The following is a 14,430-nucleotide window of genomic DNA, read 5'->3' as shown; positions in this document are numbered from 1 at the left end:
GGCGACCGCGATCACTTGCGGCGCTCGACGACGATGACGCCCCGTAGCATGTTCATGCCGCATTTGAACTCGATCTCTCCCGGGCTCAGCGCGGGAAGATCGATCACCACCGGCACGTTCGTCGGCAGCTCGCGCCGGATCCCGAGGGAAGCGAAAACGACCTCGCGCGAGCAAGGCGAGTAGTCCCGCCGGACCAGCTTCAGGCGGACCCGCTCGCCCTCGGTGACGACGATGCGGCTCGGCTTGTAACCGCCGTCCACCACGATCTCGATCTCGCGGACGGCCTGCGGCGATGGGGCGGGCGCCTCCTCCGCCGCGGCGCTCGACGGGCGCAGCGAGGGGGCGAGGAGCGAGGCAGCGAACAAACCGGAGACGACGAGGAGACGCGTCATGACCATGGGTACCTTCGTTCGGGGTTGTGCCTGGCGGACGCGCGCGCCCCGGCGGCATTACACGGTGTTCGATCGAATCCCTTGGCTGTCGTGCGGGAGGCATGGCTCAGCCTGCCCGGCGGCGTGTTCGGGTGTCCCGTCCGTCGTCGGGCTGGCCAGCGTCGACATGGGCGCTCTCCGCGCGGTGACCCCGGGGGACTGCCCACGTCGAGGCTAGGCGTGGATGTACACGAGCGTCCCGCCCTTGTCGTTGAACGCGGCGTGCCAGCCCTCGGGGACGGGGGGATCGGTCCACGCGAACAGCCACGCGGCGTCGGCGGGCGCGAGGTTCACGCAACCGCTGCTCCGCACCTTGCCGAACGCGTCGTGCCAGTAGACGCCGTGCAGCGCATAGCTGTTGTGGAAGTACTGGACATAGGGCACGTCGCGCAGATCGACCGACGTCTCGCTGAGATCGTCGCCGTCCATCGTCGCCGTGACGTGCTTCTCGCGGACGAAGAACGTGCCCTGCACGGTCGCGCTCGTGGTCGCCGGGTCGGCGAGCTCGCCCTTGCCCGTCGACACCAGGGTCGCGAAGACGGGGCGCACGCCCTCGTAGGCGACGAGCATCTGGAGCTCGATCGAGATGTCGATCCACTTCCGGCCGCGCGCCGCCTGCCCCCAGAAGTCGCGGCCCAGCCGCGCGACGCGCAGCGCGGACGCGGGGATCCACGCGCCCGCGTCGGTCTCGGCATAGGCGCCGCCGGCGGCCGTCTTGCCCGTGAGCACCCAGCCGGAGCGGTACGGCGCCCAGGCGTCCGGCTTGAGCTCGCCCGAGGCGTCCGGCTTCAGCGTGCGCACCCCGTGGTGCATGACGAACGCCGGGGTCCCCTCGGTCTTCACCTCGACGCCGCGCATCGCCGTGGGGACGACGGCCGAGGTGCGGTCGATCGGGATGAGATCGAGCTCGGTCGTCAGGCCGAAGCGCCGCCCGGTCCACGCGAAGGTCGAGATCAGGCCGAAGGCCGAGTCGGCCCGCGCGCGCCCGCGGTGCGCGGGGAAGCGGACCTTCTCGGCGGCGCCGAACGGCTTGGGCAGGTCGCGGCGGCTCGCGAAGAAGGGCGTGAGCGGCTCCGGCTCGCCGAGGAGCGCCTCGTCGCGGAGCGACCACGCCGGGGTGCCCTGGCTGCGCGAGCGCCCCTCGACGCGCCGCTGCTCCGCCTCGCTCGGCAGGTGGACATAGAGGTGCGGCGGCGGCTTCCGCGACACGACGTAGCGGTAGGGATACGGCTGCCCGCGGCGCGGGCCGGCCGGCGTTGCGGCGACGATCTCGTGGTTCAGGTCGAGCGAGGCGCCCTTGCCGACGCACACGAAGCCGCGGGGGTGCACGGCGTACCACCCGCCGGGGCACCCCGCGTCGCCCGACGGCGCCGCCGCGCGCTCGACGACCGCGCCGGCCCGCAGGTACCCCAGCTTGGCGGCGCCGCGCTCGGGCGACGCGTACACGAACGTGCGCATCGCGATGCTCGCGAGCTTGTCGCCGCGCCCGGGGCGCAACGCCTCCCGGGTCGCCGCGGGCTCGCCCTCGCCGCCGGCGCCGGCGTCGAGGGCGGCGAGCAGCTCGGAGGGGCCGGAGGCGGCCGGCGGCTGCTCGGGGGCGGCCTGCAGCGCGGCGGCCGAGCGCCCCGGCGGCTCCTCGCCCGGGCCGCAGGCGGCCGCGAGGGCGGACGCCGCGAGCGCCACGGCGCGGAGCGACCGACCCGGGCCACCGCGATGCCGCGCGCGCGTCTCCACGAAAGAGCAAGCCATCATCGACGAAGGGCCTCGTCTAGCTCAGAGGCCGCCCGCCGGCCAGAGGGCGTCGCCACACGGCGCGCCGCGCGTGCGCCGGAGGAGGAGCGGACCGAGCAGCTCAGTGTCTGGCTCGGCTGCCAGCCCGTGTCTCCCATCGCGTGCTGGAGGGTGGAGGCCCGACAGCATGCGATCGAGCCGATCCTCGACCCACGAACTCGGAGGAGCCCTGGCGAGCTCGTAGCCGACCTCTCCGTTGACATCCACCAACTTAACCGGTACAGCGATCCGAGCAACGGAGCGCGCGCGAGGCAGCCGCGCCGATGGGACCATATCTCGGCGTACGCGACCTCAGCATTGAGCCGGGCGGGACCGCGACGCCGGCGGTCCGGCGCCGGCTCTTCTTGATGCGGCGCTCCCGTTAACGCGGCGTTCCAGACAGGACCCGCCAGCCTTGTCCGTCGGTTTGAGGATAGTCGCCGGCCGGCCGATTCGGATTGACGCCTCCAAATGTTAACGTTAACAATATGGTGCTTCGGGTTCCCCTGTCGTGAAGGGAGAAGGAATTCCAAGCGCATGGAAACGTCAGTCCCCGACTGACGGCGCTGCCCCCTGGCCGGCAGAGCATTCTCGTGCGCTCCGAGGTTCCTCCTGCCGGTCCACCCTGCAGGAGCGACGCTATCTCAACAGGTCATCCATGCATCCAAGGCGCCGCCCTCACGCCGCCGCCTGCGGGAGCTCGTCCACAGTTGCGCCGCGAAGGAGCATTCCTGGCGAGGTCAGGGCCGCCGCAAACCGCCGAAATCGCTGATATCCGCTGTCCAATCTGTTGTCCGCGAGGAGCCATGCGAAACTTAATCCATCGATATCTTTACGTGGCGCTGATCGGCCTCACGCCGCTCGGCGGCGCATGCTCGGACGGGACCGACCCCGCCCCCGATCCGGGTACCGGCGGCACGGCGACCGACGCCGCCAGCACGACCGGCGTGGGAGGCGGCGCGGGCGGCGCCGGCGCTGCGGGCGGCGCCGGCGCTGCGGGGGGCGCCGGCGGCGGGACCGGTGGCCAGGGAGGCGACGACCAGCTCGTTTGCCCACCTGCGCCAGCAGAGACCGGGGCTTATGCGATCGACGCGACCGGCGTCACCTTCACCGTGGGAACCGGTCTGCTGAAGCTGGAGGTTTGCAACGAGAGCATCATCCGCGTCCAGTACACCAACGCCGCTTCGCTCCCCGACAAGACCTCTCTGTCCGTCAACAACAAGTGGGACACACGGAGCTTTTGCGTCGAGGAAAATTCGGGGGTCGTGACCATCACCACCACGCGCCTGAAGGCCAGCGTCGACACGGCCAGCGGCTTGGTCACCTACGCCGACTTGGACGGCAACGTCATCTTGTCGGAAGACAGCAAGACCGTGACCCCCGCGACCGTCGAGGGGGTCAGCACGAACCGCGTCGAGACCGTGTTCAAATCGCCCTCTGACGAAGCCCTGTTCGGCCTCGGCCAGCACCAGGACAACGTGATGAACCGCAAGGGCACGAAACGACGCATCGTCAACGTCAATACAGAGATCAACATTCCGGTACTGGTGTCCAACAAGGGTTACGGGATCTTCTGGGACAACTACTCCGTCTCGGAGTTCGACGGAACCGAGTCCAACAACACGAAGTACAGCTACTCGTCCGAAGCGGGCGAGATGGTGGACTACTATTTCTTCTATGGTCCAAGCATCGACCAGGTCGTCGCCGGCTACCGCACCGCGACCGGCGCAGCCCCGATGTTCCCCAAATGGGCCTACGGGCTCTTCCACTCGAAGGACAAATACGGCAGCCAGTCCGAGCTGCTGAGGGTCAAGGACGGCTACCGCGACAACAACATTCCGCTCGACTGCATCGTTCAAGATTGGGACTACTGGACCCCGTACGCGTGGGGCTCCCATCTCATGGATGAGAGCCGCTATCCCAATCCAGCGTCTCTGATCGCTCAGATGCACGACGATAACGTCCATACGGTGATATCGATCTGGCCATTGTATCAACGCGTGAACACGGAGAGGAAGCCGGGAGAGCTGGACAACTATCGCGCGCTCGATGAAATCGGGGCGCTGTACGCCAGCGGCGGCTCACACCACTTCTATGACACCTTCAACCCCGCCGCCAGGGCCCTGGTGTACCAGCAGATCCATGATCGCCTGCTGGGGCCGCACGGCTGGGACGGCATCTGGGCCGACAACACCGAGCCGCAGGGCTATCCGGACGCCGTCAACGTGCGGGCGGCAAATACCGCGATCGGCAAGGGGGCGCTGTACGTGAACGCTTATCCCCTGCAACACTCCGCGGGGCTGTACGAGCATTGGCGCAGCATCGGCCCGAAAGGGAAGCGAGTCTACAACCTCACCCGCAGCGCCTTCGCCGGCCAGCAGCGATACTCCACGACGTGCTGGTCGGGAGACATCAACAGCGACTTTCCGACCTATGTCAAGCAGATCCCCGCGGGGCTCAACTTCTCGCTGGCGGGGATGCCCTACTGGACCACGGACATCGGCGGGTACTGGGGCCACAACGTGAACTGGAGCACCAGCGCGAACAACGAGCTCTTCACCCGCTGGTTCCAGTATGGCGCGTTCTCGCCGATCTTCCGGATCCACGGAGGCGGGTCGAGGGAGCTGTACGGCAACAGCTGGAGCGCCGCCACCAAGGCCAACCTCCTCAAGATCGACAACCTGCGCTATCGGCTGATGCCTTACATCTACTCATTGGCATGGAAGGTGACCAGCGAAGGCTACACCATCATGCGTCACCTGGTCTTCGACTATCCCAACGACGAGAAGGTGTTCGATATCAAGGATCAGTTCCTGTTCGGGCCATCCTTCCTGGTCAATCCGGTGACCGCCGCGGGCGCTACCAGCCGCTCCGTCTATCTCCCCGCGGGGACCTGGTACGATTTCTGGACAGGCGCGACGATGAACGGCGGGAGCACGATCACGGCCCCCGCGCCGCTGAGCGAGCTGCCGCTCTTCGTCAAAGCGGGCTCGATCGTCCCCATGGGTCCCAACATCCAGTATGCAACGCAGAGCATCGACCCGCTGGAGATCCGGATTTATAAAGGCAAAAACGGGTCCTTCACTCTGTACGAGGACGAGGGCGACAGCTATGACTACGAGGACGGTCAGCACTCGCAAATCCCGCTCACGTGGGACGAGGCCACCCAGGACTTGACCATCGGCGCGAGGGAGGGGAGCTATGACGGGATGCCGTCCACCAGGACGTTCAAGATCGTGTGGGTAGGCGAACGTCATGGCGCCGGCGTCGACGTCACCGCCGCCGCGGATCAAACGGTCACGTACAATGGCTCGAAGGTGGTCGTGAGCGCAGACTGAGCGACGCCCCGCACCTCCACGACACCCCGCGGCCTTGCGTCGACGCGCGGGCAGACGGAGGCTCGGCCACGCGAAGCTAGGGCGCGCTCCACCGCGCGTCGCCCTCGAGCGCCCAGCCGAGCGCCCGCCGCGTCTCCTCGGCGACCGGCCCGTCGTACCGGTGCCCGGCCTCCTCGCTGCGCACCACGCGCGTGAGCACGCCCGCCTTCTCGAGGCGCGCGGCCGCCGCCTTCGCCGCGGCGCCGCACCCGGCCTGCGCGCAGACGAAGAGGACGCGCTGCCCGCCGCCGTCCGCGAACGCCCTGGCCGCCTTCGGCGTCCACTTGTCGTGTCCGCCCTCGACCAGCACGAGCCGCGGGAAGAGCGCCGCCCGCCGCGCGGCGATCGCGGAGCCCATGATCGCGCCCAGCGAGAAGCCGGTGTAGAGCACCGCGCCGGGGTCGACGTGCTCGGGAAAGCGCGCGCGCAACGCCGCGAGCCCCGCGTCGATCTCCTGCTCCAGGCGGACGTTGCTCTCGTACGTGAAGCGGACGTCGCTCGCCGACGGCGAGTCGGACCGCGCGACGCCGCGCGGGCACAGGATGAAGGCGTCGCCCCCCGCGATGTCGCGCCACACCTGGCACTGCCACTCGGGCCGGTCGTAGTTGCCGTGCGAGGCGATGAGCACCGGGCGCCGCGCCGTGGCGTCGATCGGCACCGACACCACCGCGCTCGCGAACCCGTCGACCGGGAGCTCCACGAACGGCGCGTCCGCGCGGAGCGGCGCGACCGGCGCAGCAGCCGGCGCGGCGCCCTCCGCCGCGGAGGCGGGCGCGGCGGCGTCCCCCGCGGGCGCCGGCGTCGCCCCGGCGTCCGCGGCGGGCGCCGCGCCCTCCGGCGCCGCGGCGGGCGCGGCGCTCGGCGGCGCGGGCGAAGGCCCGGCGGCCCGGCCCGCGCGGTCGCACCCCGGCGCCGCCGCCGCGAGGAGCGCACAGCAGATGAACGGGCGGGAGAGCAAGGCGGCGGTGGGCGTCATCCGACCCAGGATGACGCATCGTCGCCGCGGAGACGACGCGCAGGCCGGCGGAAGCTCGAGCAGACGAGGCGCGGCGACCTACGGCAGCGCTACGGCAGCGCGTCGGCGAGCTTGTCCGCGAGCGGAGCGCCCCAGCCGGTCGGATAATCCCAGCCGCGCCCCGCGCTGAACCCCTCGCCGTTCCCGTCGTCGGTCTTGCCCTCGGTGATGTCGCGGAAGGACGCCTGCACCTTCGCGTCGGTGTAGAGCGCCCGGTTCAGCCACCCCACGACGGGCTTGTCCTGCGCGAGCCGCCGGCTGTTCACCGTCGCCATCAGCCCGGCGAACACCGGGGCGGCGAACGACGTGCCGCTGCGCCGCTCCCACTCGCCCAGGTAGTAGAGCCAGTACGTGGAGTCCCCCGAGGCGTTCAGCGCGACATCGGAGACGGCGCGCCGCCCCTGCGCGTCCAGGACGACGCCCTCCTGCCACCACGGGGTCTCGAACTGGCGCGATCGCCCCGACCCCGAGCCGCTCCACGCGACCTCGCGCGCGACCTCGCCGTCGCCGCCGAACTCGAGCCGGGTCCCGCCGACGCACGTCACGTACGGGCTCGACGACGGCACGTCCGGCTTCGCCGAGTCGCCGCCCGCGACGACGATCGTCATCCCGAGCGCCGCGCCCATCCGCGCCGCCTCGTGGTACTGGTGCCGGATCGGCGCCGCCTCGGTCTCCTCGCGGTGCGCGAACGACGTCGAGAGCACCGACACCTCGCCGGCCGCGATCGCCTCGTTCCACGCGTAGAGGATCGAGAGGGTGCGCGCGTCCGGCCCCTCGTACGCGATGAGCTCCGCCTCGGGCGCCATCGCGCCCGCCCACTCCGTGTCGAGCGTCGTCTCGAGGTAGCGGGTCGAGACCGGATCCGCCGTGGCCACGACCTCCGGGTTGTCGCGCGACGTGATGCCGAACGATTGCCAGAACGACTGGAGATCGCGGGTCTTGAACGTCGCCCCGACCACGATGCCGAGCTTCACGCCCTGCCCGCGGTGCCCCTCGTCGTGGAGCTTGTCGACCGCGTAGGCGCGCGCGATCTGCGCGGGCGTGACCCCCTGCTCTTGCCCCTCCGGCGGCGTCTTCTCGATCGAGCCCGTCTCGCCGGGGAGCGGATCGGTGTCCGCCGGGACGTCGACCGCGATGACGCCCGACGTGAGGTCGATGATCTTCTGCGGCGGCCTGAGCGGATCGAGCGCGCCGAACGTGCGCAGCGGCTTGCCGCCCTTCGAGGGGTTCTCGCGCTCGAAGTCGCGCAGCTCGGTGTCGAAGGCGGTGTTGAACTGCTCCACCGTGCCCGCGAACTCGAGCAGGAGCCGGTTCTTGGACCGGCGCCGGATCTCCATCTTGTGCTGGGTGAGCCAGGCCTCGACGGCCGCGATATCGCTCTCGGACGGGGCGTGGCGCTCCATCCAGGTGTCGACCGACATGTACTTCCGGAACGTCTCCGGCTTCCCGGGGTCGTACATGTCCTCGATCGCGCTCTCGAGCCCGGGGACGTCCCGGGTCGGGAACCCGATCAGCGCGCGGAAGCGGTCCTCCTCCGGCGCCGGGCCGAAGTCGAGGTAGACCCCCGCGAGCGGCCGCGGGAGGCCGCTCGGGAGCACCGGTCCATCATCCCCGCACCCCACCGCGGCGAGGGCGAGCGGCGCGACGCACCAAACCGAGAGCGAACGCATCAACGAGGGCCTTGCGAGCGAGGGGGGAGGAGGTCGTCAGGCGAGGCTCAGCACCAGACGTGCTCGACGAGGTAGCAGGTGTACGTCCCCGGATACCAGGTCTCCGGGCGCCCGCCGGTGACGTTGTCGGTGCAGATCTCGCAGTACGCGTGGATGCACTCGGGGTCGGTGGTCTGCGGGCTCGCCCCCGGGGACTTCACGGGCTTCTCCGAGTAGAAGAACCCGTCGGCCTTCAGCTGGTCGAGCTCGCTCTCCGACAGCTTGCCGAAGGCGGCCGCGTCCGAGGCGATGCTGAACCTGTCGTCCGAGCTCTCCGTCAGCACGGGCGCCGGGTAGTCACCGTAGTCGGCGCTCTCCACCGCGGCCATCTGCTCCGAGAGCAGGATCTCCTTGCCGTCGCCGGTGGAGAGCTTGATGCGCGCGTAGTCGATCGGCGCCGCCGAGTAGTCGAAAGCATAGACCGTCTTCTGGTCCATCTCGAGGCTCAGGAACCCCGCCTCCGGGAGGTCGGCCTGCGTGATCCGCTCGTGCGTCACCGCGTCATCGACGACCGGCTCCTCCGACGCGCCGCATCCGGTAAAACCGGCCGCCGCGATGACGCCGAGCGCAACACTGAGAGCGAGCGATTTGGAAGAACGGATGGACTGTCGGATCATGTTGGGCGTTCCTTTCTTGAGGCTCACTGACGGAGGTCACCTGGCCTAGCGCTGACCAGAGGGAGCTCCACCCCTGTCGGTCCTTCGAGCGATGGCTGCCTGTTGGACCCCACGACTCCCGCGAGTCGAGCCGAATGAGGGGAAGATGATTTCAAACGGTGCCGCAGCCCCCCCATACCTGGCAAGCAAATTCCCGGCGCGAAAGAGAATTCCATCGTTCTTTCTGCGGCATAGTGGTCGGGACGGTGCGCTGTGCGGGCCCGGCGTACCTGCCGCAGTACAGCGGGCGCACTGCGGGAATCAGGGGTTGCCTTGAGAGCCGGTCACGGACATACCGGAGCCTACATGGTGGACGAGCAGCGCGCGCGGTCCAGGCGAGTCGAAACCACGGCTGAGGCCGACATCGTGGTGCTTGACGGCCCGCTCGGGACCGAGCTCGCCGCGCGGGGGGTCGCGACGCCGGCGCCGCTCTGGAGCGCGGCGGCCCTGCTCGACGCGCGCGGCTGCGACGTCGTGCGCGCGATCCACCGGGACTACGCGCGCGCGGGCGCCACGGTGCACACGGCGAACACGTTCCGCACGAAGCGCAGGCAGGCGGGCGCCGCGTGGGCCGAGCTCCTCGCGCGCGCGGTCTCGCTCGCGCGCGAGGCCGTCCGCGAGGTGGACCCGCGGCACCGGATCGCCGGCAGCATCGCGCCGCTCGAGGACTGCTACCGGCCGGATCTCAGCCCGGCCACCAGTGCGCGGCAGGAGCACCGCGAGCTCGCGCAGGCGCTCGCGGCGGCGCGCGTCGACGTCCTGCTCTGCGAGACGTTCCCGCACGTCGGCGAGGCGCTCGTGGCGCTCGAGGAGGCCGTCGCCACGGGCGTCGAAGCGTGGGTGTCGTTCACGGCGGGGCCGGGCGCGGATCTCCTCTCGCCCGAGGACATCGGCGCCGCCGCGCGGGAGGCGGCCGCCCGCGGCGCGCGGGCCGTCCTGGTCAACTGCACCCCGGCGACGCGCACGCTCGAGCACGTCGAGCGGCTCGCGGCGTGCGGCGTCCCGTTCGGGGCCTACGCGAACGCCGGCGCCGCGGCCGAGGGGCTCGGCTGGGCCGAGGGGCAGGGCCGCCCTTCGGCCGCGCGCTACGCCGACCTCGCGCGCGGCTGGATCGAGGCGGGCGCCACGATCGTGGGCGGCTGCTGCGGGACGGGGCCCGCGCACGTCGCGGCGCTGCGCGCGCTCGCCGACGAGGCGGCGCGCCGCCCCGCGGGGCCTCTGCCCTGAGGCGCCGATCGCCGGTTGCTCTTCCTGGGTCGACGTGCCACCGATGCCCGAGGCGCAGGGCGGCGCCGGCGCGGCGCCCTGCAGACGATCCAGGTCCCGAGATGACACGCAGTCGCGATCGGCGACACACCACGGAGACGGAGCGCACGATGATCGACCTCTATTACTGGCCCACCCCGAACGGCTGGAAGATCAGCATCATGCTCGAGGAGACGGGCCTCCCGTACAAGCTCATCCCGGTCAACATCGGGCGGGGCGATCAGTTCAAGCCGGAGTTCCTCGCGATCAGCCCCAACAACCGGATGCCCGCGATCGTCGATCACGATCCGCCGGGCGGCGGGGCGCCGATCTCGGTGTTCGAGTCGGGCGCGATCCTGCTCTACCTCGCGGAGAAGACGGGCCAGCTCATCCCCTCGGACGTCCGGGGTCGTTATGAGGTGACCCAGTGGCTCATGTGGCAGATGGGCGGCCTCGGCCCGATGAGCGGTCAGGCGGGGCACTTCGGCCAGTATGCGCCGGAGAAGATCCCGTACGCGATCGAGCGCTACACGAACGAGGTCCGCCGGCTCTACGGCGTGATGGACAAGCGGCTCGCGGATCGGCCCTACCTGGCGGGCGAGTACTCGATCGCCGACGTCGCGAGCTTCCCCTGGGCGATGCTGTACGATCGGTACGGGGTCTCCGCCGACGAGCTCCCGAACTTCAAGCGATGGATCGACGCGGTGCGCGCGCGGCCGGCCGTCGCGCGGGGGCTCGCGGCGGGGAGCGAGCTGCGGAACCAGAGCCAGTCGATCGACGACGAGGCGAAGCGCTGGCTGTTCGGCAAGAAGCCCCAGGCGTGAGCCGCCCGTCCGCGGCGCGCGTGAGGCGCGGCCTCCGCGCCCCGCGGCGGTGCGCTCGAGCGTCGCGGGCGCGCAACGCCTCGTGAACGTGGCTGCGGCCTGGGCGGACGGGTCGACCTCGGACGAACCGTCCCGTCCCGGCGCCCCGGCGATGCACACGCGGCCCGAGCGACGCGCTTCCGAGCAGGGCGAGGCCGTCGCGCGACGCGCCTCGCGGGCGGATCATCGCCCTGCGCACCGGAGGAGCGGTGCGCCCTGGCTGGACCGGGACGCCGGTCGCGCGCGCTGCATCTTCCGCCGCGCCAACGTCAAGCATGCCGGGAGCGGAAACGTATGCACACGTCGAACAGGCACACACTCTGCTCTGCGGTGAGCCGAGATGTCTGGGCCTGCTGGGCCCTCGCGGACATCGGGGGGAACCGATCATGTCGATGCATAGCAAGATGCTGGTGCCTGCAGTTCTTTTCGCTGCCCTCGCCGCCGGTTGCGCGGTGAGCGCCGAGGAGGCCGATCTCGATCAAGCCGAGCTCGACGAGGCCTCGATCGCGTCGGCCGAGCAAGCGCTCGAAGGGGCGCGGGGCGGATACGTGGGAATGGGCACGTCCCAGCTCGGTCCCAGCCAGGCGGGGCTCATCCCTAGTCAGGCGGGGCTCGTCCCCAGCCAGGCGGGGCTCGTCCCCAGCCAGGCGGGGCTCGTCCCGAGCAAGGGCTCTTTCGGTCCGAGCAAGGGCTCTTTCGGCCCGAGCAAGGGCTCTTTCGGTCCGAGCAAGGGCTCTTACGGTCCGAGCAAGGGCTCTTACGGTCCGAGCAAGGGCGAGATCCCGTCGAAGGCTGGGTTCGGCTACGGCGCCCAGCAATCCGGCCAGGCGATGCTGGGCCAGATGGGCCAGTACGCCGGCGTTGGCCAGACCGCCGCCCTCGGCCAGACGGCCATCGGTCAATCGGGCGCTTACGGCCATATCGGCCAGCTGGGCGTCGGCCAGCAGTCGGCCTTCGCGCCCGGCGCCACGGGCCAGACCGGCGGGTTCGGCCAGCAGCGCAACCCCTGATCTCCCCGCGCGCGAGCCCCTCCGGCTCACCGGAGCCGTCATGGGCCGCGCCCCGCACGGCGATCCGGAGCGCGAGGCCGCCGAGACGCCAGGACCCGAGGAGACCGTTCGCGGTCTCCCCGGTGCCCGCGGCGTCTCGGCGGTCCGATCCCCTCTCGTCCGAGCCCCGGGGGGAGCCGCGCGCAGGGCAGGATCCGCCCTTGGATCCTCCGCGCCTCGGGCTGTCAGAACACGACGGTCCGGCGGCCCTCGACGATGACCCGCCGCTCCAGGTGCGCCCGGACGGCGCGGGAGAGGACGAGGCGCTCCACGTCGCGCCCCACCCGGGTCATCTCTTCCGGACCCAGCTGGTGATTCACGCGCGCGACGTCCTGCTCGATGATCGGCCCCTGGTCCAGGTCCCGCGTGGCGTAGTGCGCCGTCGCGCCGATGAGCTTCACGCCGCGCGCGTGCGCCTGATGGTACGGCTTCGCGCCCTGGAACGCGGGCAGGAACCCGTGGTGAATGTTGATGACGGGCGGCCCTTCATCGAGGATCTGCTCGGACAGGATTTGCATGTACCGCGCCAGGACGACGAGATCGACATGGTGCCTCTTCAGCAGGTGGAGCACCTGGCGCTCCTGCTCGCGCTTCGTCTCCGGGGTGATCGGGAGACAGAAGAAGGGGATTCGGAAGCTCTCGGCCACCGCCTCGAGCGTGGGGTGATTGGAGATGACGAGCGGGATCTCGCAGCGGAGCTCGCCCGCGCGCTGCCGGAGCACGAGATCGTAGAGGCACGCTGGATCTTTGGTCACGAGGATCGCCATCTTCGGGACGTGATCGCTGTAGTCGACCGACCAGCGCGCCGAGAGCGACGTGGCGAGCTCGCGAAAGGCGGCCTCGATCGCGCTGCGGGTGGCCGAGCCGCCCAGGGCGGTGACCGCGGCCGGCGACGAGAGACCGGACAGATCGACGACGAGGCGCATGAAGAAGCGCGGTCCCTCGTCCGTGAACGCATCCGTGTGATTGCTCGCGTCGATGATGTTCAGGCCGATGTTGTAGAAGAAGCCCGCGAGTCGCGCGACGAGCCCGGGCTGGTCGGGCGCGGCGACGAGGAAGGTTGCGTGGACAGGACCCGTCATGCGGGCCATGGTGCTCGCCCCGAGGCAGCGGCGCAAGCGCGGGGCGCGGCGGGCCGGCGGGGGCGCTAGCGCCCCTCGCCGCTCTCCGAGGACGGCGGCCCCGACGGATCCTCCGCGCCCCTGGGCGCCAGCGTGGAGAGCTCCGCCCAGGGGATGCGCACGGTGCGCTCGACGTCGCGCAGGTGGGCGCTGTCGTTGTAATAGAGGAGGTGCCAGGCCTCCGCGCGACCCCAGCGCCGCCGGCGCTGCCAGTGGGTGAGCGACGTGTGGCGGGTGGCGAAGTGCGCCACCGGAAACGCGAGCGCGTTCATCTTGAAGAAGTGGAGGAACGCGACGTCGATGAAGCCGCCGTGCGTGACGATCGCGATCGTCCGCCCCTCGTGCTCGCGGGTGATGCGATCGAGGGCGACGGAGACCCGCAGCATGAACTGAGCCCAGCTCTCCCCGCCGGGGCTCGCCGGGCGGTAGGGCTCGCGCTCGAAATCGATCGCATAGCGCACCATCGCCTCTCCGACGGGCATCCCGTCCGCCTCGCCGGGGCGGAGCTCCTGGACGTCGTCGTCGAGCGTGACGGGCAGCCCCAGGGCGGGGGCGACGATCTCGGCGGTCTGCTGCGCCCGGCGAAAGGAGCTCGCGATCAGGACGTCGGCGGCGAGCTCGCGCGTCGCGGCCAGGCGATCGCGCAGCCGCTCCGCCTGGAGGATCCCGAGCGACGTCAGCCCGGTGTCCCCGCGCATCCCGCCCACGATATGGTTCACGTTGACGAGCGCTTCTCCGTGCCGGATGAGATAGAGGTTCGTCACGATCTGAGCCTCCGAGGCGCGCGACCTGGCGAGGGGGACGGCCGCGCGGGGCGGTCCGCGCCCGCTAGGAAGAGCAAGGCCCCCCTCGAATGTCAAGGGTTTGTGCCGCGGCCGCGCGGGCGCTCAGGGGCAGCCGTGGAGGAGCGCGAAGAAGGCCGCGCTCTCCGAGCAGACCTGCTCGCCGCGCAGGGCGCTGCAGAAATCGTCGGCCGTGCGGAAGGCCTTCTCTCCCGTGCTGCCCTCGATGCAGGAGATCGAGTAGACGAACCGCGGGCCGCTCTCTCCAAGCTCGCCGGGGCTCCCCGGCTCGGACGCGCCGCCCACCTGGGCGCCGCTGCCGCCGGCGTCCTCCGGCGGATCGACGCCGAACGCCGGGAATACCACGATGGGCAAGAGGCCGAAGAGGCCTGCTACGAAATGCGGGACCATG

General features: G+C 70.7%; 12 protein-coding genes. 4 read left to right on the top strand and 8 right to left on the bottom strand.

Translation table 11 applies throughout. The features are described 5' to 3' along the window. Nucleotides 1-11: 11 nt before the first annotated feature. Nucleotides 12-392 (bottom strand): cupredoxin domain-containing protein, encoded by a 381-nt coding sequence (locus WMF33_RS03505; protein ID WP_437335804.1) that lies wholly within the window; start codon nucleotides 390-392, stop codon nucleotides 12-14. Between the two features lie 213 nt (nucleotides 393-605). Continuing rightward, the gene (locus WMF33_RS03500; RefSeq protein ID WP_437335803.1) at nucleotides 606-2,183 is read right to left on the bottom strand and encodes a L,D-transpeptidase; all 1,578 of its coding nucleotides are present in this window, start codon (nucleotides 2,181-2,183) and stop codon (nucleotides 606-608) included. 824 nt (nucleotides 2,184-3,007) lie between these two features. On the opposite strand from WMF33_RS03500, the gene WMF33_RS03495 reads away from it, so the two are divergent. Then, the gene (locus WMF33_RS03495) at nucleotides 3,008-5,539 is read left to right on the top strand and encodes a glycoside hydrolase family 31 protein (RefSeq protein ID WP_437335802.1); all 2,532 of its coding nucleotides are present in this window, start codon (nucleotides 3,008-3,010) and stop codon (nucleotides 5,537-5,539) included. Nucleotides 5,540-5,615: 76 nt separating this feature from the next. On the opposite strand, the gene WMF33_RS03490 is transcribed toward WMF33_RS03495, so the two are convergent. The 3 genes from WMF33_RS03490 to WMF33_RS03480 all read right to left on the bottom strand — a co-directional run bounded on the left by WMF33_RS03490 (nucleotide 5,616) and on the right by WMF33_RS03480 (nucleotide 8,919). Further along, complete coding sequence (locus WMF33_RS03490; RefSeq protein ID WP_437335801.1) at nucleotides 5,616-6,554, bottom strand: hypothetical protein; 939 nt, start codon at nucleotides 6,552-6,554, stop codon at nucleotides 5,616-5,618. 89 nt (nucleotides 6,555-6,643) lie between these two features. Further along, nucleotides 6,644-8,263 carry a S53 family peptidase gene (locus WMF33_RS03485; RefSeq protein ID WP_437335800.1) on the bottom strand — a complete coding sequence of 540 codons (1,620 nt, stop codon included), beginning with the start codon at nucleotides 8,261-8,263 and terminating at the stop codon, nucleotides 6,644-6,646. A 47-nt stretch (nucleotides 8,264-8,310) separates the two neighbouring features. After that, nucleotides 8,311-8,919, bottom strand: coding sequence for a hypothetical protein (locus WMF33_RS03480; RefSeq protein ID WP_437335799.1), 609 nt, complete (start codon nucleotides 8,917-8,919; stop codon nucleotides 8,311-8,313). A 405-nt stretch (nucleotides 8,920-9,324) separates the two neighbouring features. Here WMF33_RS03480 and WMF33_RS03475 point away from each other — a divergent pair, with 405 nt between their 5' ends. From WMF33_RS03475 to WMF33_RS03465, 3 genes are all read left to right on the top strand, one after another. Further along, a complete protein-coding gene (locus WMF33_RS03475) occupies nucleotides 9,325-10,185 on the top strand; it encodes a homocysteine S-methyltransferase family protein (RefSeq protein WP_437335798.1) in 861 nt (286 codons plus the stop codon). A gap of 149 nt (nucleotides 10,186-10,334) precedes the next feature. Next, nucleotides 10,335-11,027, top strand: a complete 693-nt coding sequence (locus WMF33_RS03470) for a glutathione S-transferase N-terminal domain-containing protein (protein ID WP_437339442.1) — start codon at nucleotides 10,335-10,337, stop codon at nucleotides 11,025-11,027. A gap of 425 nt (nucleotides 11,028-11,452) precedes the next feature. Further along, nucleotides 11,453-12,076: a hypothetical protein gene (locus WMF33_RS03465; RefSeq protein ID WP_437335797.1), complete on the top strand. Its 624-nt coding sequence runs from the start codon at nucleotides 11,453-11,455 to the stop codon at nucleotides 12,074-12,076. A gap of 224 nt (nucleotides 12,077-12,300) precedes the next feature. Here the strand turns inward: WMF33_RS03465 and purU are convergent, their stop codons facing one another. The 3 genes from purU to WMF33_RS03450 all read right to left on the bottom strand — a co-directional run bounded on the left by purU (nucleotide 12,301) and on the right by WMF33_RS03450 (nucleotide 14,429). Further along, nucleotides 12,301-13,197, bottom strand: a complete 897-nt coding sequence (purU, locus tag WMF33_RS03460) for a formyltetrahydrofolate deformylase (protein ID WP_061628066.1) — start codon at nucleotides 13,195-13,197, stop codon at nucleotides 12,301-12,303. A 65-nt stretch (nucleotides 13,198-13,262) separates the two neighbouring features. Then, nucleotides 13,263-14,000: a histidine phosphatase family protein gene (locus WMF33_RS03455; protein ID WP_437335796.1), complete on the bottom strand. Its 738-nt coding sequence runs from the start codon at nucleotides 13,998-14,000 to the stop codon at nucleotides 13,263-13,265. Between the two features lie 123 nt (nucleotides 14,001-14,123). Next, nucleotides 14,124-14,429, bottom strand: coding sequence for a hypothetical protein (locus WMF33_RS03450; RefSeq protein ID WP_061628064.1), 306 nt, complete (start codon nucleotides 14,427-14,429; stop codon nucleotides 14,124-14,126). Nucleotide 14,430 lies beyond the last annotated feature (1 nt).

It is taken from the genome of Sorangium sp. So ce394 (genome assembly GCF_051474665.1).
Lineage (GTDB): Bacteria > Myxococcota_A > Polyangia > Polyangiales > Polyangiaceae > Sorangium > Sorangium cellulosum_D.
Note: the sequence above shows the minus strand (reverse complement) of the source record. Positions and strands in the feature narration are given on the sequence as shown.

Coding starts and splice junctions, on each gene's coding strand:
- WMF33_RS03500 (WP_437335803.1), bottom strand. CDS start 2,183: ATGATGGCTTGCTCTTTCGTGGAGACGCGCGCGCGGCATCGCGGTGGC.
- WMF33_RS03485 (WP_437335800.1), bottom strand. CDS start 8,263: ATGCGTTCGCTCTCGGTTTGGTGCGTCGCGCCGCTCGCCCTCGCCGCG.
- WMF33_RS03450 (WP_061628064.1), bottom strand. CDS start 14,429: ATGGTCCCGCATTTCGTAGCAGGCCTCTTCGGCCTCTTGCCCATCGTG.
- WMF33_RS03505 (WP_437335804.1), bottom strand. CDS start 392: ATGACGCGTCTCCTCGTCGTCTCCGGTTTGTTCGCTGCCTCGCTCCTC.
- purU (WP_061628066.1), bottom strand. CDS start 13,197: ATGACGGGTCCTGTCCACGCAACCTTCCTCGTCGCCGCGCCCGACCAG.
- WMF33_RS03495 (WP_437335802.1), top strand. CDS start 3,008: ATGCGAAACTTAATCCATCGATATCTTTACGTGGCGCTGATCGGCCTC.
- WMF33_RS03480 (WP_437335799.1), bottom strand. CDS start 8,919: ATGATCCGACAGTCCATCCGTTCTTCCAAATCGCTCGCTCTCAGTGTT.
- WMF33_RS03490 (WP_437335801.1), bottom strand. CDS start 6,554: ATGACGCCCACCGCCGCCTTGCTCTCCCGCCCGTTCATCTGCTGTGCG.
- WMF33_RS03470 (WP_437339442.1), top strand. CDS start 10,335: ATGATCGACCTCTATTACTGGCCCACCCCGAACGGCTGGAAGATCAGC.
- WMF33_RS03465 (WP_437335797.1), top strand. CDS start 11,453: ATGTCGATGCATAGCAAGATGCTGGTGCCTGCAGTTCTTTTCGCTGCC.